21 protein-coding genes are annotated in these 20,989 nt (G+C 64.1%); 12 read left to right on the top strand and 9 right to left on the bottom strand.

What is annotated here, in order from left to right; all coding sequences use genetic code 11:
- Positions 1 to 60 precede the first annotated feature (60 nt).
- The 9 genes from infC to CIK76_RS15500 all read left to right on the top strand — a co-directional run bounded on the left by infC (position 61) and on the right by CIK76_RS15500 (position 8,186).
- Positions 61 to 744: a translation initiation factor IF-3 gene (gene infC, locus CIK76_RS15540; RefSeq protein ID WP_096288054.1), complete on the top strand. Its 684-nt coding sequence runs from the start codon at positions 61 to 63 to the stop codon at positions 742 to 744.
- Positions 745 to 911: 167 nt separating this feature from the next.
- Positions 912 to 1,106, top strand: a complete 195-nt coding sequence (gene rpmI / locus CIK76_RS15535; protein WP_096288052.1) for a 50S ribosomal protein L35 — start codon at positions 912 to 914, stop codon at positions 1,104 to 1,106.
- 103 nt (positions 1,107 to 1,209) lie between these two features.
- Entirely contained in the window at positions 1,210 to 1,872 is a 663-nt protein-coding gene (gene rplT / locus CIK76_RS15530) for a 50S ribosomal protein L20 (RefSeq protein WP_096288050.1), read from the top strand.
- Positions 1,873 to 1,984: 112 nt separating this feature from the next.
- The gene (locus tag CIK76_RS15525; protein ID WP_096288048.1) at positions 1,985 to 2,857 is read left to right on the top strand and encodes an RNA methyltransferase; all 873 of its coding nucleotides are present in this window, start codon (positions 1,985 to 1,987) and stop codon (positions 2,855 to 2,857) included.
- A gap of 18 nt (positions 2,858 to 2,875) precedes the next feature.
- A complete protein-coding gene (locus CIK76_RS15520; RefSeq protein WP_096288046.1) occupies positions 2,876 to 3,310 on the top strand; it encodes an NUDIX domain-containing protein in 435 nt (144 codons plus the stop codon).
- 76 nt (positions 3,311 to 3,386) lie between these two features.
- Positions 3,387 to 4,037, top strand: coding sequence for a DUF3153 domain-containing protein (locus CIK76_RS15515; protein WP_096288044.1), 651 nt, complete (start codon positions 3,387 to 3,389; stop codon positions 4,035 to 4,037).
- Between the two features lie 116 nt (positions 4,038 to 4,153).
- The gene (locus CIK76_RS15510; RefSeq protein ID WP_096288042.1) at positions 4,154 to 5,233 is read left to right on the top strand and encodes a phenylalanine--tRNA ligase subunit alpha; all 1,080 of its coding nucleotides are present in this window, start codon (positions 4,154 to 4,156) and stop codon (positions 5,231 to 5,233) included.
- A gap of 3 nt (positions 5,234 to 5,236) precedes the next feature.
- The gene (pheT, locus tag CIK76_RS15505; RefSeq protein ID WP_096288040.1) at positions 5,237 to 7,777 is read left to right on the top strand and encodes a phenylalanine--tRNA ligase subunit beta; all 2,541 of its coding nucleotides are present in this window, start codon (positions 5,237 to 5,239) and stop codon (positions 7,775 to 7,777) included.
- 178 nt (positions 7,778 to 7,955) lie between these two features.
- Positions 7,956 to 8,186, top strand: coding sequence for a hypothetical protein (locus CIK76_RS15500; protein WP_096288038.1), 231 nt, complete (start codon positions 7,956 to 7,958; stop codon positions 8,184 to 8,186).
- A gap of 12 nt (positions 8,187 to 8,198) precedes the next feature.
- Here the strand turns inward: CIK76_RS15500 and CIK76_RS15495 are convergent, their stop codons facing one another.
- Positions 8,199 to 8,612, bottom strand: a complete 414-nt coding sequence (locus tag CIK76_RS15495) for a hypothetical protein (RefSeq protein ID WP_096288036.1) — start codon at positions 8,610 to 8,612, stop codon at positions 8,199 to 8,201.
- Positions 8,613 to 8,850: 238 nt separating this feature from the next.
- Between CIK76_RS15495 and CIK76_RS15490 the strand changes: the two genes are divergently transcribed.
- Positions 8,851 to 9,174 (top strand): antibiotic biosynthesis monooxygenase, encoded by a 324-nt coding sequence (locus CIK76_RS15490; protein ID WP_096288034.1) that lies wholly within the window; start codon positions 8,851 to 8,853, stop codon positions 9,172 to 9,174.
- Positions 9,175 to 9,181: 7 nt separating this feature from the next.
- Positions 9,182 to 9,457 carry a hypothetical protein gene (locus CIK76_RS15485; protein WP_096288032.1) on the top strand — a complete coding sequence of 92 codons (276 nt, stop codon included), beginning with the start codon at positions 9,182 to 9,184 and terminating at the stop codon, positions 9,455 to 9,457.
- A gap of 26 nt (positions 9,458 to 9,483) precedes the next feature.
- On the opposite strand, the gene CIK76_RS15480 is transcribed toward CIK76_RS15485, so the two are convergent.
- From CIK76_RS15480 to CIK76_RS15445, 8 genes are all read right to left on the bottom strand, one after another.
- Positions 9,484 to 9,915, bottom strand: a complete 432-nt coding sequence (locus CIK76_RS15480; RefSeq protein ID WP_096288030.1) for a VOC family protein — start codon at positions 9,913 to 9,915, stop codon at positions 9,484 to 9,486.
- 100 nt (positions 9,916 to 10,015) lie between these two features.
- Positions 10,016 to 10,912, bottom strand: a complete 897-nt coding sequence (gene ppk2 / locus CIK76_RS15475) for a polyphosphate kinase 2 (RefSeq protein ID WP_096288028.1) — start codon at positions 10,910 to 10,912, stop codon at positions 10,016 to 10,018.
- A gap of 279 nt (positions 10,913 to 11,191) precedes the next feature.
- The gene (locus CIK76_RS15470) at positions 11,192 to 11,956 is read right to left on the bottom strand and encodes an ABC transporter permease (RefSeq protein WP_096288026.1); all 765 of its coding nucleotides are present in this window, start codon (positions 11,954 to 11,956) and stop codon (positions 11,192 to 11,194) included.
- Positions 11,953 to 12,732 carry an ATP-binding cassette domain-containing protein gene (locus CIK76_RS15465; protein WP_096288024.1) on the bottom strand — a complete coding sequence of 260 codons (780 nt, stop codon included), beginning with the start codon at positions 12,730 to 12,732 and terminating at the stop codon, positions 11,953 to 11,955. The genes CIK76_RS15470 and CIK76_RS15465 overlap by 4 nt, the downstream gene beginning before the upstream one ends.
- Positions 12,729 to 13,097, bottom strand: coding sequence for a DUF1048 domain-containing protein (locus CIK76_RS15460; protein WP_096288022.1), 369 nt, complete (start codon positions 13,095 to 13,097; stop codon positions 12,729 to 12,731). Before CIK76_RS15460 ends, CIK76_RS15465 begins: the two co-directional genes overlap by 4 nt.
- On the bottom strand, positions 13,094 to 13,447 hold the full coding sequence (locus tag CIK76_RS15455) for a PadR family transcriptional regulator (protein ID WP_096288020.1): 354 nt from the start codon (positions 13,445 to 13,447) through the stop codon (positions 13,094 to 13,096). Before CIK76_RS15455 ends, CIK76_RS15460 begins: the two co-directional genes overlap by 4 nt.
- 211 nt (positions 13,448 to 13,658) lie before the next feature.
- On the bottom strand, positions 13,659 to 14,963 hold the full coding sequence (locus tag CIK76_RS15450; RefSeq protein WP_096288018.1) for a M1 family metallopeptidase: 1,305 nt from the start codon (positions 14,961 to 14,963) through the stop codon (positions 13,659 to 13,661).
- Positions 14,964 to 14,974: 11 nt separating this feature from the next.
- Complete coding sequence (locus CIK76_RS15445) at positions 14,975 to 18,895, bottom strand: Pls/PosA family non-ribosomal peptide synthetase (RefSeq protein WP_096288016.1); 3,921 nt, start codon at positions 18,893 to 18,895, stop codon at positions 14,975 to 14,977.
- A 318-nt stretch (positions 18,896 to 19,213) separates the two neighbouring features.
- Here CIK76_RS15445 and CIK76_RS15440 point away from each other — a divergent pair, with 318 nt between their 5' ends.
- The gene (locus tag CIK76_RS15440) at positions 19,214 to 20,701 is read left to right on the top strand and encodes a DUF5129 domain-containing protein (RefSeq protein WP_096288014.1); all 1,488 of its coding nucleotides are present in this window, start codon (positions 19,214 to 19,216) and stop codon (positions 20,699 to 20,701) included.
- Positions 20,702 to 20,989 lie beyond the last annotated feature (288 nt).

The raw sequence follows: 20,989 nt of genomic DNA, 5'->3' as shown, positions 1-20,989 counted from the left end.
TCGCAGACGGGGGCCTTCTTCATTTGCGAGTAAGTGACTTACGAAAATCAGGAGTGACACATCAGCGATCCACGCATTAATGAGCGCATTCGCGTGCCAGAGGTACGTCTCGTCGGCCCCAATGGTGAGCAGGTAGGAATCGTCCGCATCGAGGACGCACTCCGACTCGCTGTCGAGTCCGATCTGGACTTGGTCGAGGTGGCACCGACCGCCAAGCCTCCTGTATGCAAACTGATGGACTTCGGCAAGTTTAAGTACGAAGCCGCTGTCAAGGCTCGTGAAGCTCGTAAGAACCAGACCAACACGATCCTGAAGGAAGTTCGCTTCCGCCTGAAGATCGACACCCACGACTACGAGACCAAGGTCGGCCACGCACTGCGCTTCTTAGGCGCAGGCGACAAGGTCAAGGCCATGATCCAGTTCCGTGGACGTGAGCAGCAGCGCCCAGAGATGGGCATTCGCTTGCTAGAAAAGTTTGCAGCAGACGTAGCAGAGGTCGGGCTCGTAGAGTCCACACCTCGCATCGATGGCCGAAACATGGTCATGGTTGTCGGTCCGCTGAAGAACAAGGCAGAGGCTCGCCGCGAACAGCAGCAGAAGTCGGGTGGCCGGGAAAGCGCGAAGCGCAAGATCCGCACCGACGCCCCAGAAGAGACCGAGGGTCAGAACGTCGCAGCAGCGATGGACGATGAAGCTCTCGCGAAGCTGGAGCAGGCTCGCAACGCGGCTGAAGGCGAAGCCTAGCCCAAGCATGTTGGGCCTCCGGGCCCGTCATCGGAAACGGTGAAGGATCTTCCTTGCGAAGGTCCAACTACAAGAGAACAGCAGCGGTCACCTTGCCAAGAGGCCCGCTTCGGATGATCCCCACAGATCTCACGATTTATGTGGAGCACGTTAGGAGAACGGCAGCTATGCCGAAGTTCAAGACTCACAGTGGCGCCAAGAAGCGCTTCAAGCTGACTGGTAGCGGCAAGCTCAAGCGCCAGCAGGCCAACCGTCGTCACTACCTGGAGCACAAGTCCTCGCGCGTCACGCGCCGCCTGGCTTCTGACCAGCTGGTAGCTAAGGCCGATGTGAAGACCATCAAGCGGATGCTGGGCCTCTAAGCTCTCCCTTTCGCAATTCGGGGAAGCACAACCCCAACAACCATAGATTTCGCTTTCACCTGGTTATCCCGGGTGGGAGGAACTGACTTGAAGGAGTACACACGTGGCACGTGTGAAGCGGGCAGTAAACGCCCATAAGAAGCGTCGCGTCGTTCTGGAACGCGCAAAGGGTTACCGCGGTCAGCGTTCGCGCCTGTACCGTAAGGCCAAGGAGCAGCTGCTCCACTCGTTCGTTTACAGCTTCAACGACCGCCGTAAGCGCAAGGGCGACTTCCGTCGCCTGTGGATCCAGCGTATCAACGCTGCATCCCGCGCCAACGGCCTGACCTACAACCGTCTGATCCAGGGCCTGAAGGCCGCTGAGGTCGAGGTTGACCGTCGCATGCTCTCCGAGCTGGCTGTTTCGGACTCGAACGCTTTCGCTACCTTGGTCAAGGTTGCAAAGGACGCTCTTCCGGCAGATGTCAACGCTCCTCGCGGCGCAGAAGCACCAGCTTCCGCACCAAAGGCTGCCAAGGCTCCAAAGGCCGCAGCTGCACCAGCAGCCAAGAGCGTCGAAGGCGAAGGCGTGATCAAGGCCGTTGAAGGCCAGGACGCACCAGAAGGCTTCGTCATCAAGGGCAACGCCGGATCGAACAAGTACCACGTCCCAGGCTCGACCTGGTACGAGCAGACCGAGGCCGAGTTCTGGTTCAACTCGACCGAAGCTGCCAAGGGCGCAGGCTTCGAGCCAGCTGGTGGAGAATCCCGCCAGCAGATGAAGTAAATCCGTTTCTCCCTTTGAGCTAAGCCTCAGGTAGGACAGATCACACCATCGGGTGGGTGCCGCACATAGTGCGGAACCCACCCTTCGGTGCTTCTACCGGTATTCTCGAATAATGACGAGCTTTCCCCCAGACGTGATGTCCAATCCGCGCGCCGACCGAGTCAAGGCGGTCGCCCGCCTGGCCCACCGCAAGGGCCGTGAGGCAACCGGCGAATTCCTTGCCGAAGGCCCGCAAGCGGTCCGCGAGGCGCTGGTGGCGCACCGTTCCAACGACCAGCTGGTCCAAGAGGTTTACGTGGTCCCGGGTTTCCTGGAGCGCCACGAAGAATTTACGGCTTTGCTCGACGCGGCCAAGGTGCGCACCTATTTTGTCACCGGCGATGTCATCTCGGCGATGGCGGATACGAAGAACCCGCAAGGCATCCTCGCGGTCGTCGCAATGTCCCAGCCGCAGCTTCCCGAGGTGCTGGCCAGCAACCCCAAGCTGATCGCGGTGCTCTGCCGAATTCAGGATCCGGGCAATGCCGGAACCATTCTGCGTGCCGCCGATGCGGCGGGTGCCGACGCGGTGATCCTGACCAAGGACAGCGTCGACATCTACAATCCGAAGGCCGTTCGCTCCACCGTCGGCTCGCTCTTCCACTTGCCGGTGCTCAGCGACGTCGACCTCGACGAATTCATCGTTGCCGCCGGGGAACGCCTGCAAGTGCTCGCGGCCGATGGCTACGCTGCCCACAACCTGGACACTCTGCAGGATGCGGCGGTACTGCGCGCGGGGAGTGGAGCCGATCTGCCTGAGCATGAACCGGTGCTCGAGCGGCCCACCATCTGGCTCTTCGGCAATGAGGGGCAGGGGCTCGACGAGCGGGAAAAGGACCTGGCCGGGCACAAGGTCGCGGTGCCGCTCTATGGGGTGGCCGAATCGCTGAACGTGAGCACCGCCGCGACGGTTTGCCTGTATGCCTCGGCCCGCGCCCAACGCTAAAGCCCAAGGAACACCTCCATGAATCTGAAACAGATCGTCGCCGTAGCCATCGTCGATAGCTTCGCCTCGCCGACAAAAATGCTGGCCGCCCGGCGCAACCGCCCGGCAGTCTTGGCCGGCCTTTGGGAGTTTCCCGGTGGCAAGGTCGAACCGGGGGAGTCGGATATCGAGGCGGTGCATCGAGAGCTGCGCGAGGAGCTCGGCGTGCAGCTGACGCTCGGCGCCGAAATAACCGGCCCGCTCACGCAGGGCTGGGCGCTGAACGAACAGGCCGCCATGCGGGTCTGGTTCGCCACCATCAGCTCCGGCACCCCCGACACGCTCGATGGGCACGACCAATTGGCCTGGCTGGCTCTGGACGAATCGCTGGGCACCGCGGTGCCGTGGATCGAAGCGGACGCTCCGATCGTCGCCGCCTGCCTGGCTCAAGCCCATGCAGGGCGCGCGCTCTAAACCGCGTAAGCTGGAACAAGTGCCCAGTGTCGGCAAAATGTAGATAATCAATCAATAAACTTGAGGAGCAATCCGAGTGAAGAGACTTCTTGGCGTTCTCGCGCTGGTATTTACCGCAATCCTGGCCTTGTCCGGATGCGTCAACATGAACGCTGAAGTCAATGTGACCGGTGCCGATCAGGCCACCGGTGCGCTGCAGGTCACCACTCATCAGGAAAACCTGCAGGGCCAGCCCTTCGAAGACGTGCTGGCCAGCCAGCTGAATACCGATGAACTGGATCAGATCCTCGGCGAGCAGTGGAGCTACACCACCGTCGACGACGGGGAGAACGTCGGACTGCGTTTCGAAACCGTCGGCAAGATGAACTTCGTCCAGCTGCAGGATGCCTTCAATACCTTCGGCTTCCCGATCTCGCTGACCGACAAGGGCGGCGAATTTGAGTTCTCCATGCCCGGTGCCGGAGAAGTCGTGGTCAACGAACAGTTCACCGAGGCAAATCTGGTAGTCAGCTTCCCGGGCAAGGTTGTTTCGCACTCTGCGGGCGAGATCGAGCACCACTCGGTAGCCTTCGATATGATGGCCGGCGCCGAGGAATACAAGGCCACCGGCAGCGCCAACTACGCGTTGTTCTACTCGGTGATCTTCGGCGGCGCCCTGCTGGTGCTCGTGCTGATCATTGTCCTGGCCTTTGCGCCGAAGGGTGCCAAGGACCCGAGCGGCCACTAAGCGAATCGTAAGCATCTTCACGGCCCGGGCCCGTCATCGTTGAAACGTTGGCGGGCCCTAGCCAATAGAATAGGAACCAAGAGTTCCACGAGCGAAGAGAAGGATCGATCGATCCCATGTCTGATCAGACAACCCAAGAGGCAACGGAAACGGACCAAAGCGTCCCGCATCCGACCGATGAAGCAGGCATCAACGCCGCGGTCCAGGCGGCACTAGCAGCCATCGAGACCGCCGGCGACCTGACCGAACTAAAAGACGCACGGCTGGCTCACACCGGGGAGAAGTCCGCGCTGTCGCTGGCCAACCGCCAGATCGGCAAGCTGGACAAAACCGAGAAGGCCGTAGCCGGCAAGCTCGTCGGTGGCGCCCGCGGCCGCGTCAACAAGGCCCTGGCCGCGCGCACCGAAGTGCTCGAAGAAGCCGAAGCCGCCCGCATCCTGATCGAGGAAACGGTCGATGTCACCGCCGCGCCGCGGCGCCGCCGTGCCGGCGCCCGCCACCCGCTCTCGGTCCTGCAGGACCGCGTCTCGGACATCTTCGTCGGCATGGGCTGGGAAATCGCCGAAGGCCCCGAGGTGGAATCCGAATGGTTCAACTTCGACGCGCTGAACTTCAAGCCGGACCATCCTGCCCGCGAGATGCAGGACACCTTCTTCATCGAGCCCGCCGACGCGCACCTGGTATTGCGCACCCACACCTCCCCGGTGCAGGTCCGCTCGATGCTGGAGCGCGAGGTGCCGGTCTACGTGCTCTGCCCGGGACGCACCTTCCGCACCGATGAGCTGGACGCCACGCACACCCCGGTCTTCCACCAGTTCGAAGGACTGGCCGTGGACAAGGGCCTGACCATGGCCGATCTGCGCGGCACACTGGAGCACTTCGCCCGCCAGATGTTCGGCGCCGAGGCACAGATCCGCCTGCGCCCGGCTTACTTCCCGTTCACCGAGCCGAGCGCCGAGCTCGATATCTGGCACCCGGGCGCCAAGGGCGGACCGCGCTGGATCGAGTGGGGAGGCTGCGGCATGATCAACCCGAATGTGCTGCGCGCCGCCGGCATCGATCCGGAAGAGTACTCCGGCTTCGCCTTCGGCATGGGCATCGAGCGCACGCTCATGTTCCGCAACGACGTTCCCGACATGCACGACATGATCGAGGGCGACGTCCGTTTCAGCCAGCACTTCGGGATGGAGATCTAGGTTATGCGTATTCCGCTTTCATGGCTGCGCGAGTATGCGCAGGTACCGGCCGATGCCTCGGCCGAAGACATCATGGCAGACCTGGTCAAGGTCGGCCTCGAGGAAGAGGACGTGCACCGTCCCTCCGACACCCTGTCCGGCCCGATCGTCGTCGGCCAGGTGCTCTCCCTGGTTAAGGAGGAGCAGACCAACGGCAAGACCATCAACTGGTGCCAGGTCCGCGTGGTTCCAGAAGGCCAGGAGCAGCCGCTGACCGGCAAGGGCATCGAGCCATCCGGGGTGCAGGGCATCATCTGCGGCGCGCACAACTTCGTGGAGGGCGACAAGGTTGTTGTCACCCTGCCCGGCGCGGTGCTGCCCGGGGACTTCAAGATCACCCCGCGCAAGACCTACGGCCACGTCTCGGCCGGCATGATCGCCTCTTCCCGCGAGCTGGGCATCGGCGAGGACCACGACGGCATCATGGTGCTCTCCACCCTGGGCTTGGACCCGGAGCTGGGCACCGACGTCATGGAGCTGTTCGGGCTGACCGACCAGGCCGCCGAGATCAATGTGACCCCGGACCGCGGCTACTGCTTCTCGATCCGCGGCGCCGCCCGCGAGTACGCGCTGGCCACCGGCACCTCGTTCACCGACCCGGCCACCACCGTGAAGGTCACCCCGGCCGCCGAGGCCGGGCACCGGGTCGTGCTGGAAGACAGCGCCCCGATCTACGGCGTGCCAGGCTGCACTCGCTTCGTAACCCGCGAAGTCACCGGCGTCGACCCGAGCCGTCCGACCCCGCGCTGGATGGCTTCGCGCCTGCAGCTGGCCGGCATGCGCTCGATCTCGCTGATCGTGGACATTTCGAACTACGTGATGCTCGAACTCGGCGCGCCGCTGCACTTCTACGATGCGGACAAGCTCACCGGAGCCATCACCGTGCGCCGGGCGAACCCCGGGGAGAAGCTCACCACCCTGGATGCCAAGGAGCGCGAACTGCACGTGGAGGACCTGCTGATCACCGATCAGTCAGGGGCCATCGGCATCGCCGGCGTCATGGGCGGGGCCACCACCGAGGTCAGCTCTGAGACCGGCCGCGTGCTGATCGAGGCCGCGCACTTCGACGCGGTCTCCATCGCCCGCTCGCGCCGCCGCCACAAGCTGCCCTCGGAAGCTTCCAAGCGTTTCGAGCGCGGAGTTGACCCGCAGGTGATGCAGATCGCCGCACAGCGTGCCGTGGACCTGCTGGTCGAGCTCGCCGGCGGCACCGAGACCGCGCGGGTCACCGACGCCGGCGAAATCCCGGCGGCCACGGTGATCGAATTGCCGGCCGGATACGCCGAACGCCTGATCGGGGTGCCGTACACCGACGCGCAGACCATCGAGGCGCTGGAAGGCATTGGTGCGTCCGTCGTGCAGAACGCCGCCGGTTTTGCGGTCACCGCACCGAGCTGGCGCCCTGACCTGGCGATCAAGGAAGACCTGGTCGAAGAGGTCGCCCGCGTGGTCGGCTACGACCAGATCCCCGCGACCCTGCCGGTGGCCCCTCCGGGCCGCGGCCTGACTCGCGCCCAGTCCCAGCGCCGCCGCCTCCTGCAGGGCCTGGCCGACTTCGGACTGACCGAAATCCTGTCCTACCCGTTCGTCTCCGCAGCGCAGAACAACACCTTCGGCGCACCGGTGGCCGGAACCACGGTCGACGCGGTGACCCTGGCCAACCCGATCTCCAAGGAATTCCGTTTCCTGCGCACCTCGATGCTGCCGGGCCTGCTGGACACCGCACGGCGCAACCTGGGCCGCGGATTCCGCGACCTGGCCCTCTACGAGGGCGGCTTGGTGTTCCTGCCGGGCGAACGGCTGGGCTCTTCGGTGCTGCCTCCGCTGGGCGTGAAGCCAAGCGATGAGGTACTTGCCGAGCTGTTCGGCGGGGTGCCGGAGCAGCCGTGGCATGTGGCCGCGGTCTTCACCGGCCACGAGGCCGCCGCAGGCGTCGGGTTCACCCCGCGCGCCTGGGACTGGGCCGACGCGCTGGATACCGCACGCACGATCGCGGACCTGCTCGGATCCCCGCTGGAGATTGCCCAGGGCAGCCACCAGGCCTTCCACCCGGGCCGCGTCGCGGCACTGAAGCTCAACGGAGAAGTCATCGGCTACGCCGGTGAACTGCACCCGCAGCTGCTCAAGGACGCCGATCTGCCGGCCCGCACGGTCGCCATGGAGCTGAACGCCACCGCACTGATGGCCGCCGCTCCCGCCGTGGTCGTCGCACAGCACCTGTCCACCCAGCCGCTGGCCACTCAGGATGTCGCGCTGATCGTGGACGAGCACGTTGTCGCCGGAGACGTGCTGCGCACCCTGCGCGAAGGCGCCGGTGCCCTGCTCGAAGACATCGCCCTATTCGATGTCTACCAGGGCAAGGGCATCGAGGACGGCAAGAAGTCGCTGGCTTTCGGGCTGCGCTTCCGCTCCGAGGATCGCACGCTGACCGCCGATGAAGCCTCCGAGGCGCGCGCCGCCGCGGTGGCCCTGGCTACCGAGAAGTTCGGCGCCACCCAGCGTTAAGCCAGGCATAGCACGCCCAACGCCCCGAGAGATCCGCAGCCCGCGGAAATCTCGGGGCGTTTGCCGTTTCCGGATGAAAAATGGGTGAACAGGCCGAAAGTTTCTGCCGTTGTCCCGGCCGAAGCCGGCGCGTACCGATAGAATTAGCGTTTATGGCAGACTCGGAAGGCGGTATCCCATGGGCTCACGCGTAGCTTCGCGCCTCGGCGCCGTCTTGCTGATCCTGGTGCTCGGCATCGCGGCGGTGGCCGTAGCGGTATTCCTGGCGATGGGAGCGGTCACCATGATCCAACGAGGCGCCGGCGTGCATCTGGATGATCCACCCACACCTACGATGGAGTGGGAAGAAGAATCCCACCGGCCCTTGGGGCCACGCGCCACGCTTCCCGGAGACGAGCTCGGATCCTAGACCCCCGATGGATTAGCCGCCGGCCCCGGCTTGAATGGCCAGGATTCCCGCGGCGAGCAGGCCCGCAATGAGCGAAGTGGCCCCGACCGCGATCAGCCAAGCTAGCTTGCTGGGCTTTTGCGGGTCCTTGCCGATGACGCTGAGGAAAAATCCCGCCGGCATCAAGATTGCGGCAACTGGTACGCCGAGCCGAGCCACAGAGCCGAAGAAGTTCTCCGTGGCGAAATGATCGGTGTAGGGAAGCAGCGCCAGGGCGAGCACGAGCAGCACGCCGGCATGCGCGTGCCCGGCACGAAACCAGGACTTCTGCAGCTCATTGGCGTACAGCGCACCGGTGGTGATCCTGAGCAGCAACTGCCCGCCGGTGGTCACCACGATCAGCGACAGCAAAAGAATTCCGGCGAGCATGAGGGTCTCTGCTTCCATCAGGATGCCTTCCTTCGTATTGTTGGACGCGGCATGGGACCTACGCCTCCCAGCATAGGCAGAGCCGCCGCATCTGGATAGGGCAGCGGAGCCAGCCAAGATCCCGCATCGCAGCTTCTGCGCGTGAGCTCGTGAAACGGGGCCCACGAAGCGAGCGGTGGGCAGCTTAGCCCTCGCGACGGCGGGCCGCGGAGCGTCACATAGGATCCGCTAAACCGCGAATTGCTAGGCTCAGAGAATGATCCTGGAACACGCAATACTTCCTGTCCGACAAGGTCGGGAAGCAGAATTCGAGGCCGCCTTCGCCGAGGCGCGAAAGCTGATCGAGTGCCAACCGGGGTTCGCGAACTTGGAGCTATCGCGTTCGATCGAATCCCCGGGAGACTATCTGCTGCTGGTGCGCTGGGTGTCGGTTGCGGCCCACACCGAGGGCTTTCGCCGTTCGCCGGAATACCAGCGGTGGAAGCAGGCGCTGCATCACTTCTACGAGCCGTTCCCCGTCGTTGAGCATTTCACCACGGTCGTCGCCAGCGGATTCGACGCGTCCGGCCACGCGGAATGATGGCACCATGAGTCTTGAGCTGCCCGTTGCGGTGCGCGCCTCGGCATTGTCCGGGATCCGCCGGTTCACCAAGCGCCGCTTCCGCTATTTCAACTACGCGCTGCGCTACCGAGACGGGCGCGAGGTATCCGATCTGGGATCGATCGAATTCGGCAAGCTGATGCAGGGGCACCGCTACCCGGCGGACACGCATTGCGTGCGCAACGGGGCCGAGCGGCACTGCCCCGAGAGCGGCGATGGGGTCTGGGTGGATTATCCGTACGGGAATCCGCTGCCCTCATAAAGCATGCCGTCGCGCTCCGGAGGGGCCTAGCCTTCGGGTTCGTAGCCGATCAGCCAGTGCAGTCCGAAGCGGTCCACAACCTGCCCGTCGGTCGCGCCCCACGGCTTAGCCGCGAGCGGATCGATCACCACGCCATCCTGCGCGAGCTGGTCGAACCAGCCGTGCAAAACCTCCGGGGCCGCGGTTCCCAGCAGCGAAAGCATCAGCCCCTGCATGGCCACGGACTTTTCCCCTTCGGCGGCGTCCGCCCCGAAGAGGGTGACCACGCCGTCGAGCATGCCGTGGGCGATCGCCTCGCCGGCGCCATCTGCGCGGGAGAATTCCGCGTAGCTGAATAGCGAGAGCTTGCCGCCGAAGATCTGCGCGTAGCGGCCCAAGGCTTCCCGGGCGGTGCCGGGGAAGAGCACATAGAGCGCGGGCGCCGCAGCCCGCCGTACGGTTTCGGCGGGATCGGCCATGATCGTTCCTTCGCGCTGGGAATTCCGCCGGCATCCGGCGGTGGTGTTTGTCGGTTGCCCCAGCGTAGTGCCGGCTGCGGCCGAGGCACAAGGGCCGGCGCTAGAACTCCTCGCCGTGGTTGATAACCCGCGCCGCGCGGCCGACGATCTTCGGGTCCGGGGTGCCGACCAGCTCGTGGTCCTTGCCCTTGTATTCGAAGAGGTTCAGCACGTGGCGCATCGCCTGCAACCGGGCGCGCTTCTTGTCGTTGGACTTCACCACCGTCCACGGGGCGTGCTCGGTATCGGTCTTCAAGAACATCTGCTTCTTCGCGGCCGTGTAATCATCCCACTTGTCCAGCGAGGCCAGGTCCATGGGGGAGAGCTTCCACTGGCGCACCGGGTCGATCCGGCGAATCGTGAAGCGGGTCAGCTGTTCGCCGGCGGAGACGGAGAACCAGAATTTCACCAGGTCGATGCCCTCCTCGACGAGCAGCCGCTCGAAATGCGGGGTCTGCTCCAGGAAATGCTCCACCTGGTTTTGCGTGGAGAACCCCATCACGCGTTCCACCCCGGCGCGGTTGTACCAGGACCTGTCAAAGAGCACGATCTCCCCGGCCGTCGGGAAATGCTCGATGTAGCGCTGGTAGTACCACTGGCTGGATTCGCGCTCCGTCGGCTTTTCGAGCGCGACAACACGAGCGCCGCGGGGGTTCAGATGCTCGGCGAACCGCTTGATCGTGCCGCCCTTGCCGGCGGCATCGCGGCCCTCAAAAACGATCATCAGCCGTCGACCATGCACCTTGAGCCACTTTTGCAGCTTCAGCAGTTCGATCTGCAACGCTCGCTTCTCCGCGTCGTAGGTGACACGGTCCATCTTGGCCTCGTACGGGTAGTCTTCCCGCCAAGTGTCCACGATGCTCCCGTCGGCGCGAACTAAGACCGGGTCGTCGTCGTCATTGTCCAAAACCGAATATCCGTGGAAAGCCTCTTCGAGGAGGGGGAGTTCAACCGTCATGGCCCCAGCCTAATTTTTGCCGGTTAACACAATATGAACAATTGGGAAACCAGAGCTTGAAAAGGGAAGATGTGATTAAAACTCTTTGGCGGGTAGGAGAAAGAACTAATCGTGCTGCAGGGCGCGAACTTCGAGGCGGGGCTCCAAGGCGAATCCCGGTAGTGCTCGCCGTCGGACGCTCGATGAGCCGATCGAATGTTCTTGTATGCCCCGGTGTCCAGGGCCCGCGGGGAGCACGCTCCGGTCTGCTCGCGATGCTCTTATTTCTTACCCTCGCAGCTACCTGATTTTACGGCGATAGATCAGGTTCGCCAGCGAGTACGCGATCACTAGGATTCCCAGCAGCCAGGCCAGCGCCACCCAGATTTCTTGTCCAACTGGCTGCCCGGAAAATAAGTCCCGAAGTGTGTCAACGATGGAGGTCACCGGCTGGTGTTCGGCGAACCAGGCCACCGGAGAGGGCATCGAGGCGGTAGGCACAAAAGCGGAACTGATGAATGGGGCGAAGATCAACGGGTAGCTGAACGCGCTGGCCCCATCTACGGTCTTCGCGCTCAGCCCTGCGATGACCGCGAGCCAAGTCAACGCCAAGACGAAGAGCACCAGAATCCCCACTATCGCCAACCAGCCCCCGATCGAGGCTTGGGAGCGGAAGCCCATCAGCAGCCCCACCCCGATGACGATGGCGATCGATACCAGGTTTGCGAGCAGCGAGGTGAAGACATGCGCCCACAACACGCTGGATCGGGAGATCGGCATGGATTGGAAGCGTTCAAAGATGCCGCCTTGCAAGTCCAGGAACAGCCGGTAGGCGGTATACGCAATACCCGAGGCAATGGTGATCAGCAGGATCCCGGGTAACAGGTAGTTGATGTAGGAGCCATCGGTGCCGGTATTAATTGCACCTCCGAGCACATAAACGAACAACAGCATCATGGCGATCGGGGTGATCGCTGTGGTGATGATCGTGTCGGGACTGCGCAGGATATGACGCAGCGAGCGTCCGGTGAGTACGCCGGTGTCGTGCAGGGCGTGGGCGGTCATGACGGCTCCTGATCCGGGGCGCCGACCAGAGCGAGGAACACGTCCTCCAAGGAAGGCTGCTTCTCCACATATTCAACGTGGGCCGGCGGCAGCAAGTCCTTGAGCTGGCCAAGGGTCCCGTTTTGAATGATGATTCCCCGGTGCAAGATCGCGATACGATCCGCCAGCTGTTCGGCCTCATCGAGGTACTGCGTGGTCAGCAGCACGGTAGTTCCGTCCGCGGCGAGCCGGCGTACGGTGTCCCAGACCTCCAAGCGTGCCTGCGGATCCAAGCCGGTGGTTGGCTCGTCCAAGAAAATGATGTGTGGATTCCCAATCAGGCTCATCGCAATGTCTAGCCGGCGACTCATTCCACCGGAATAGGTCGCGGCCTTCCGGTCGCCAGCTTCGCTGAGCGCAAACCGTTCCAACAGCTCCTTGGCATGCTGGCGAGGGTGTTCCAGATGACGCAGCTGCGCCATCAATACTAGATTTTCGCGGCCGCTGAGCACCGGATCGATGGCGGCGAATTGACCGGTCAGGCTGATCGTTTCGCGGACCTGGTGCGGCTGGGCGGCAATATCAAAACCGGCGACGCTCGCGCTGCCCGCATCTGCGGTCAGCAACGTGGAAAGTATCCGCACGAGTGTGGTTTTCCCGGCGCCGTTCGAGCCGAGTAATGCGAGGATCTCTCCGGGATTTACCTCCAGGTCAATTCCGCGCAGCACTTGGAGATCCTTATATGATTTTTTCAGCCCGCGGACGCTGATTGCGGTGCGCGCACCTTCGGTGTTCATGACTCTTCGCTTCGTTTCGCGTCCTGAACTGCCTTGATCAGCCGGGCGCGTTCTTTGTCGATCCATTGTTTTCCTCCGTAGGACTGAGTGAAGTTTTCAGCGAATTCCACTGGGTCCTCGCCAACAACTTCACTGAGCGGAAGCCGGTCGATGGAGGCTCGCTCCCACAGGTCAGCGTGGTCGATGAACATCTGCACGATGGTGTCCCCGTCGGTGATACCGCCGAAATACATGAAGTAGCGATTCAACGCCGTAGCTGTTGTGCGGTAGGGCTCGGGCAGGGCGTCCAAGCGGGCCTTGGCATCCTTGTACTGCTTTTTCTGCTGCAGCTGGCCGGTGAGAACTTCGTACCATTTGGTACTCATGAGGATTTTCCTTCTGCGTGGTTGGTGTAATTTGTGTGCAATGCTTCGATGCGTTCGGAGAGGAAGAACCAGCTCTTCCAGAACTCTTCGAGGTAATCGCGGCCCATCGCGTTCAAGGTGTAGACCTTGCGCGGTGGCCCCTTTTCCGAGGGCACCTTTTCCACGTCTACCTGGCCGCGTTTCTCCAAGCGGATCAGCAGGGCGTAGACGGTTCCTTCGACGATGTCGCTGAGCCCTTTGCCGCGCAGCCGTGCGGTGATTTCGTATCCGTAGGCCGGGGACTCATCCAAGATCGCCAAGACGATCCCCTCCAGGGTGCCCTTGAGCAACTCGGTCATCTGCTTTGCCATAGAGGCCTTCCAAACGCTATCTAGTGATAATGACTACCAGTAGATAGTATCGCCGACTACTGGTAGATGGCAATACCGAATAGCGAAGTTTTTGGCACGCAGAATCCGAAGATGCAACCGGGTAGACTCATGGAGCATTGCGCAACTGCGCTTAAAGAAACGAACCGCCGAGAAGACTCGACGGTTCGCAGGTGGTGCTCTATGCGACGCGCTAGCGTGGGAAAACCGGCAGCTGCAGGTCGTACAGCCACGGCCGCAGCAGGGCGGGGACATCCAGTGCGTCGGGGGCGAAACCCTGGGCGTGCGCGATGAACGCCTCGGTGTCCACGTGCCCGTGGCTTCGGGCAGCCACCCACTCCTTGAGCATCGCGTAGAAGGTTTCGGTGCCTAGCTCTCCGAGCAGCGCGAACAGCGCCATCGCGCCACGCTTGTACACGCGGTCATCGAACATGTCCTTGGCCCCCGGATCCCCGATGGCCAAATCCTGGTCCTGCCCGTCGAGCAGCTCCCAGGCCAGCCGGGCACGTTCGGCCATGGGCATAACCCCGGCGGCTTCGGAATACAGCCACTCGCTGAAGCAGGCGAAGCCCTCGTGCAGCCAGATGTCCTTCCAATGCTTCAGGGTCAGCGAGTTGCCCCACCACTGGTGGGAGAATTCGTGGGCGATCAGGCGCTGCGCCTCCCAATCCATGGACAGGTGGTTCAGCCCGAAGATGCTCAGCCCCTGGGCCTCGAGCGGGATCTCCAGCTCGTCGTTGACCACCACGATCTTGTAGCTCTCGAAGGGGTACGGGCCGAAGTGCCGTTCGAAGACCTCTGCCATCTCGGTCTGTTTGCCGAAGGCCCCGCGGACCTTCAGATCCATGCCGGGCACCGCATAGGCCACCAGATGCCGCTCCTCGTCGAAGGGGATCTCCGAATAGCGGCCGATCTGCAAGGTAGCCAGGTAGCTGGTCATCGGTTCGCGCTGCTCGTAGACCCAGGTGTCACGGCTGGCGGCGCGTGAATGGTTGATCAGTTCGCCGTTGGCCACTGCCCGGTAGCCGGCGTCGGTGGCGATGGAGAAGCGGTAGGTGGATTTGTGGCTCGGGTGGTCGTTGCAGGGGAACCAGGTCGCCGCGCCGGTCGGCTGACCGGAAACGAGCACCCCATCGGTCAGCTCTTCCCAGCCGACCTCGCCCCAGATACCGTTCTGCACCCCGGGGTTGCCTGCATAGCGCAGGGTCAACTCGGTGCGCTCGCCGGCGGCCAAGCGGCTCGGCAGCTGCACCTCGATGCGGTGGTTGCGCTTGGAGACCTGGGCCTTTTTGCCTTGGCAGGTGGCCTTCAGCACGCGCAGCCCGTGCAGGTTCAATTGCACGGTGTCCAAGTCCTGGAGCGCGCGCAGGTGCAGCACCGCCTTGCCTTCGAGCAGGTTGCTGGCGAGCTTGCAGGTCAGTTCCAGGTCGTAGTGGTCCACGGTGTACGCGGCCGAACCGTGGTGCTTGGTGTATTCATCCAAGATCTTCTGGGGCATCCGGCGCGGTCCTATACTGTCTGTGATTCGTCGGGCGTGATGTTCCAGCGTACCGCCGGATTGCCGCGCCAGTAGGTATTTGCTGGCAGCACCTCGCCGCGCAGCACCAGCGAAGCCGGTCCGGTGGTGGTGCCATCGGAGATCTTCGCAGCCGGCAGGATGACGCTGTGCGGGCCGAGCGTGGCACCGGCCCCGAGGGTGACCGTGTCAATGGACATGATGCGGTCGTGGAACAGGTGGGTCTGCAATACGCTGCCGCGGTTCACCGTCGCGTGATCTTCCAAGGTGACCAGATCTGCCTCCGGGAACCAGTAGCTTTCACACCACACCCCGTGCCCGATCTTTGCGCCCTGCGCGCGCAGGAACCAGACCAGCGCCGGGGTGCCGGAGGCCAGACGCGCAAACCACTGGGCGCAGACCAGCTCCACAAAAGAGTCGACCATTTCGGTACGCCAGATGAACGAGCTCCACAGCGTGTGTTCGCCCGGGCGGATCACCCCGACCACCAGCCATTTGGCGGCCAACGCGGTGAATGCGGCGAGAGCTCCGGCCAAGACCAGTACCGCGCCGGAGAGCAGTGCGGCGGACAGCGGGTTCACGTGGGTCACCAGCGCGGACAGCGCCCAGAGCACTCCGGCGGCGATGCCGACCGTGGTGAATACCGCCAGGCAACGGGAGAGCTCCCAGGCCGCACGCATGACCTTGAGCTTCATCGGCGGCTGGTAGGTGCGCTCGGATTCGGCATCCACCGTGGTGCGGCGCAGCTTATGCGGGGGAGATCCGATCCAGGAAGTTCCGGCCTTCATCTTCCGTGGGGTCGCCGAAAGCACCGCAATCAGCGAACGCTTGGGCACCCGGCGGCCGGCATGCAAGATGCCGGAGTTGCCGAGGAACGCCTTTTTGCCTACGCGCACCGGGGCGATGTGCATCCAGCCGCCGCCCAATTCGTAGGAGGCGACCATGGTGTCATCGGCCAAGAACGCGCCCGAGGCGATGGTGGTCATCTTCGGGATCAGCAGCACCGTGGAGATTTCCACGTCACGGCCCACCTTGGCGCCGAGCAGCCGCAGCCACACCGGGGTGAACAATGAAGCGTAGAGCGGGAAGAGCGCATCGCGGGCGGTATCCAGCACGCGTTCGGTCGCCCACGCCTGCCAGCCGACCCGGGAGGTGACCGGATGCCAGCCTTCGACCAGGCCAATGGACAGCAATCGCACCTCGACGATGATCAGCGCCATCATGGACAGGAACCACACCAGCGCGGCGAGCAGCACCGCGGGGAGGAACTTCCAGCCGATCGAGGTCAGCGATTCCTCGGCACGCAGCATCGGGGCCACCGCCAGCACCGCCAATACCACCGGCAGCCACTGCAAGAGGTTCAGCAATATCGAACCGGCCGCGCCCAGTACGCGCGGAAGGAGGCGGTACGCGGGTACTGCTTCGGGCCAGCGAGGTTTGGCGCGCCCCTCGCGGACGGCCGGGGACCCGGCATAGCGCGAGTTCTCGCGGGTTTCGCCGTAGACGGCGGATCCGGCTTCCACGATGGTCTGCGCGGCCACAACCGCGCCGGGGAGCAGCGTGGAGCGGGCGCCGACGGAGGCGAAGTCGCCGACGCTCACGTGGCCCACGTGCACCTGGTCGCCGTCGATCCAGTAGCCGGAGACATCGACCTCGGGCTCCAAGGTGGCCCCCGGTCCGACGGTGAGCATTCCGGTCACCGGAGGAAGCGTGTGCATGGTGGCGGATTTGTCGATATTTGCGCCCAGCATGCGCGCATACCAAGGCAGCAGCGGAGCGCTGGCCAGGGAAATCGGATCCACCACGTCGGAAATGTGCTGCGCCAGCCACAAGCGCAGGTGCATCGAGCCCGAACGCTGATAGGTTCCCGGTTGCAGCCCGCGCAGCAAGAGCTTGCTGGCCAGGATCGAGAGCCCCATGCGCCCGGCCGGGGTCACGAAGATCAGCCAGGAGGCGAGAATCGAATACCACGGAATCGGCAGCTGCGCTTCGAGGATTCCCACGCTGAGCAGGAACCAGTGACCGAGCATCAGGTAGGTGAACCAACGCAGGCCGGAGAGGATGAACAGCGGCACCGCGAGCAGCGTCTGGGTGATTTGGGTGATGCGCTTGGTGCGCTTGACGATGCGAGGCTCGATGACCTCGTCGTTGACCTGCTGTCCGCCGAGGTATTCCACCAGCGCGCCGAAGCGCGGGTAGTCGTAGAGCTCGGCGACCGTCAGGTCCGGGTAGCGGGCGCGCAAAGCGGAGACCAGCTGGGCTGCCGAGAGCGAGCCGCCGCCGGAGCCGAAGAAGTCGGCATCGGCGCTGGAGGCCGCCATGCCGAGCGCGCCCTTCCAGGCCCGGGCCACGAAGTCGCCGGTCTCATCCAACCCGGTCAGCTCCTCGCCGGGCTGCTCGGATTCGGTCCCCGCCAGCGGCCACGGCAGCGCGTTGCGGTCCACCTTGCCACTGGTTTTCATCGGCATGCTGTCCACCACGGTGAGCAGCGGCACCATCGCCGCGGGCAGATCCTTGAGCAGTTCGGTGCGTGCGGCATCCAGGTCATAGTCCGCGTCGGCGGCCAGATAGCCGACAAGCAGCTTGTTTCCGGTACTGGTTTCGCGCACCGCCACCGCGGCGCTGGACACACCGTCGAGCGAGTTCAGCGCCGCGTCGATTTCGCCCAGTTCGATGCGCCGGCCACCGATCTTCACCTGGTCGTCCACGCGTCCGATGAAGACCAGTCCCAGCCGGTCATTGACCACCACGTCGCCCGAGCGGTAGGCGCGGTCCCAGCCCAGGGTGGGCATGGGCGCGTACTTCTCGGCGTCTTTTTCCGGGTCCAGATAGCGGGCCAGGCCCACCCCGCCGATGATCAGCTCCCCGGTTTCGCCTTCGGCGACGGGGATCCCCTCGGCGTCCACTACCGCCAGGTCCCAGCCGGCCAGCGGCAGGCCGATGCGCACCGGCAGGCTGCCGTCCATGGTGGCGCCGCAGGCCACCACGGTGGCCTCGGTCGGGCCATAGGTGTTCCACACCTCGCGGCCCGCGGTGGCCAGACGTCCGGCAAGCTCCGGCGGGCAGGCTTCGCCGCCGAAGATCAGCAGGCGCACGGACTCCAGCGCCTGCGACGGCCACAGGGCGGCGAGCGTGGGCACCGTGGAGACCGCGGTAATGGAGCGGGAGATCAGCCACGGGCCCAGATCCATGCCGCTGCGCACCAGCGCCCGCGGGGCGGGAACCAGGCAGGAGCCATTGCGCCAGGCGATCCACATCTCCTCGCAGGACGCATCGAAGGCCACCGACAGTCCTGCCAGCACACGGTCCGAGGTGTTCAGCGGGTCTTCGGGCAGGAACATTTGAGCTTCGGCATCCACAAAGGCGGCGGCCGATCGGTGGGAGACCGCCACTCCCTTGGGCTTGCCGGTGGAGCCGGAGGTGAAGATGATCCACGCGTCGTCATCCAGCTGCGGCGCGCGCGGGTTCGGGAAGGGGGCGGGGCGATCGGCGGAAACCACGATCTCCTCCAGGCCCTTCACGATGCCGGCGACCTCGGCCTCGGTGAAAAACACCTTCGCCCGCTCATCCGGATCGTCCGCGTCGACCGGTACATAGGCGGCACCGACCCAGAGAATCGCGAGGATCCATTCGTAGAGCTGGCGGGTGCCCGAGGGGACGCGCACGCCGATCCGGTCCCCGGCACCCAGCCCGTGTTCATGCAGGGCGCGGGCCTTCGCCTTGACCTCTTCGATCAGCTCCGCGTAGCTTTCGCTGCGTTCGCCGTCGTCAATGGCCGGCGCGTCGGGATGCGCCGTGGCGGTGGCCTGCAGAATGTCGATGAGGGTGCGCTCGGCAGGAGCTAGCGCACCGGAAGGGAACTGGGGCGAGTGGAGCCCAGGCTCCTCGGTCTTTGAACTATTTACGGAGTCCATACTTGGCGGATCCGTCCCTTCACTAAAGTGTCATGCACAAGTGGTACGAGCGCTCAGGGGGAGTGAACTCTCGGAAAAGGGGGTACGGATCCTGGAGGGGGATCGGACGTTGCGACGTCCATAACTCATTAAATACCCTCGGACCGCTTACCGGGAAGTTGAAGGGGCAATTGGTCGCTGGAATCACAGTGCTGCTCCTCCTGGCAGCGCGCCGCGGCGTTCCGCGGGCTGCGCAGCTACCCCGTGCCGGCCGTTAGGATGGAGCTATTGGCCTAACGTTCGGAATAATTCGCATCATCTGTCTGGGAGGAATTCTCCATGCGCCAGCTCAAGTCTCCACGCCGTGCACTCGCCGCGGCGGCCGCCGCCACGCTGCTGTTCCTCGCCGTGCCGCCCGCGGCGCAGGCGGAGGGAACCAACCTGGATTCGATCACCATCGATGACACCGCGAACGTGCTCAACGAGCAGAAGCTGCGCGACGCAGTGGGCCAGATCGACTTCAACGAGCCCACCAAGGTCGCCGTGTATTCGCGCGAAGGCCAGTACGCGGATGACATCAACACCGAGACGCTGCGCCACGCCCGCAGCGCGCACCCCGAATGGATCTCGCAGGCCCCCGAGGACTACGGCGACTACTGGGCCGATGGTTACTTCATCATCACGCTGTCCGTGGAGGGCCCTGGAGATGGCCAGATCGGGACCTACTTCGGCGAAGACCGCAAGGTATCCGACTCTCAGATGCGCTCGATCCACGAGGCAGGCTCCGAGGATTTTAACCAGGCCCGCTGGTCCGACGGAATGATCGCCGTCGCCACGCGCGGCGCGAACATCATCAACCGCCCCTGGTATCGGCATCCGGCGCTCGGCTGGACCGTAGGGCTGGGGAGCCTGGGCGCCATTGGAGGTACCGGGATAGCGCTCGCGGTGCGTTCGGGGCGGCGGAAGAGTTTCGCCGAGCAGCTGGAATCGGGCAGCGCGCACCTGACCAATGTGACCATGGACCTGGATGCCACCGAACTATCCGCGCGCACCTTGCCTGGCGACTCGCACCACGCCGCGGAGCTCGAACGCCGTTTCGCCGACTTTGCCGCCACCTACCGCGCTTGCTTCACCACGCAGCAAGAGCTGGCGCAGGCGAGCAAGAAGCTGCGTTCAAGCGGCCCCGGGGTGGCCCGCGCCAAGGAATTCCACGCCAGCGCCCAGGCCTTGGACCTCACCGACGATGCGATCAACGACGCCGCGGCCCTCTACACCCGCGGCGCCGCGTGGGAGGATGCCTGGCGCCGCCAAACCGCACCCCTGCTCGAAGACCTGGCCGAGCTGCCCGCGCTGATCGAAAAGGCGCCGGAAGAGCTGCAGGCCGCAGCCGCCGCGCTGGATTCCTACTCCTTCAGCGCACAACGGGCCGTAGCAGATCTGGGCAACGAGCTGAAGGCCGAAAAGCTCGACGTGGATACCGCCCTTGATCAGTTGTCCGAACTGCGCAGCCAGCTCACCGAACGGCTCGATGCCTACGCCAGCGCGCAGGTCGAGGTCTATGCGTCGAGCGCCGAAGAGAAGCAGGAGATGCACGAAGCGCTGCGCCACTCCCGCTACGACAGCACCGGCGCGAGCCGTTCGGGATCCATTCTCGATGTGATCTACCCGGCTTCGATGTTCTGGCGGGTGAACTCCTACCACGCAGGGTACGCCACCGGGGTCAACGCGGTGGACACCTCCCGGGAGGCCGCCAGCTCCTCGGGCGTCTCCCACGGCTATTCCGGCGGCGGCAGCTTCTCCGGCGCCGGGGGATCCTCGCGATTCTAGATGTTATTCCGGCCATGTTGGACTGCGAGAGCTTCAAAACCAAGCAATCAGCTGTATCGAGGGGAAAGTCGGTCTCACAGGCTGGTTCCTGAGTAGACGACGACGGCCGGCAGCTGGCGCTGAACGGAAGCCTTTCGCAGATTGAACCGAGTGGTTACGCAACGAGCAGTACCTTGCCACTGGCCAAGGAGGATTCAGTAGGCCCGATGCGAGGCCTGGCTGCGATGTATGAAGCGATCGATGCCAGAAGTCGGCGCCGCTTAAGTAGTTTCTGGTCATCCAAGATGT

Source organism: Glutamicibacter sp. BW80 (assembly GCF_002332385.1).
Taxonomy (GTDB): Bacteria; Actinomycetota; Actinomycetes; order Actinomycetales; family Micrococcaceae; genus Glutamicibacter.
This window is presented reverse-complemented; position numbering and strand designations above follow the sequence as displayed.

Bases quoted from the DNA above. Each gene is read 5' to 3' on its own strand.
- rpmI (WP_096288052.1), top strand. From the start codon at position 912: ATGCCGAAGTTCAAGACTCACAGTGGCGCCAAGAAGCGCTTCAAGCTG.
- CIK76_RS15525 (WP_096288048.1), top strand. From the start codon at position 1,985: ATGACGAGCTTTCCCCCAGACGTGATGTCCAATCCGCGCGCCGACCGA.
- CIK76_RS15520 (WP_096288046.1), top strand. From the start codon at position 2,876: ATGAATCTGAAACAGATCGTCGCCGTAGCCATCGTCGATAGCTTCGCC.
- CIK76_RS15510 (WP_096288042.1), top strand. From the start codon at position 4,154: ATGTCTGATCAGACAACCCAAGAGGCAACGGAAACGGACCAAAGCGTC.
- pheT (WP_096288040.1), top strand. From the start codon at position 5,237: ATGCGTATTCCGCTTTCATGGCTGCGCGAGTATGCGCAGGTACCGGCC.
- CIK76_RS15500 (WP_096288038.1), top strand. From the start codon at position 7,956: ATGGGCTCACGCGTAGCTTCGCGCCTCGGCGCCGTCTTGCTGATCCTG.
- CIK76_RS15495 (WP_096288036.1), bottom strand. From the start codon at position 8,612: ATGGAAGCAGAGACCCTCATGCTCGCCGGAATTCTTTTGCTGTCGCTG.
- CIK76_RS15490 (WP_096288034.1), top strand. From the start codon at position 8,851: ATGATCCTGGAACACGCAATACTTCCTGTCCGACAAGGTCGGGAAGCA.
- CIK76_RS15485 (WP_096288032.1), top strand. From the start codon at position 9,182: ATGAGTCTTGAGCTGCCCGTTGCGGTGCGCGCCTCGGCATTGTCCGGG.
- CIK76_RS15480 (WP_096288030.1), bottom strand. From the start codon at position 9,915: ATGGCCGATCCCGCCGAAACCGTACGGCGGGCTGCGGCGCCCGCGCTC.
- ppk2 (WP_096288028.1), bottom strand. From the start codon at position 10,912: ATGACGGTTGAACTCCCCCTCCTCGAAGAGGCTTTCCACGGATATTCG.
- CIK76_RS15470 (WP_096288026.1), bottom strand. From the start codon at position 11,956: ATGACCGCCCACGCCCTGCACGACACCGGCGTACTCACCGGACGCTCG.
- CIK76_RS15465 (WP_096288024.1), bottom strand. From the start codon at position 12,732: ATGAACACCGAAGGTGCGCGCACCGCAATCAGCGTCCGCGGGCTGAAA.
- CIK76_RS15460 (WP_096288022.1), bottom strand. From the start codon at position 13,097: ATGAGTACCAAATGGTACGAAGTTCTCACCGGCCAGCTGCAGCAGAAA.
- CIK76_RS15455 (WP_096288020.1), bottom strand. From the start codon at position 13,447: ATGGCAAAGCAGATGACCGAGTTGCTCAAGGGCACCCTGGAGGGGATC.
- CIK76_RS15450 (WP_096288018.1), bottom strand. From the start codon at position 14,963: ATGCCCCAGAAGATCTTGGATGAATACACCAAGCACCACGGTTCGGCC.
- CIK76_RS15445 (WP_096288016.1), bottom strand. From the start codon at position 18,895: ATGGACTCCGTAAATAGTTCAAAGACCGAGGAGCCTGGGCTCCACTCG.
- CIK76_RS15440 (WP_096288014.1), top strand. From the start codon at position 19,214: ATGCGCCAGCTCAAGTCTCCACGCCGTGCACTCGCCGCGGCGGCCGCC.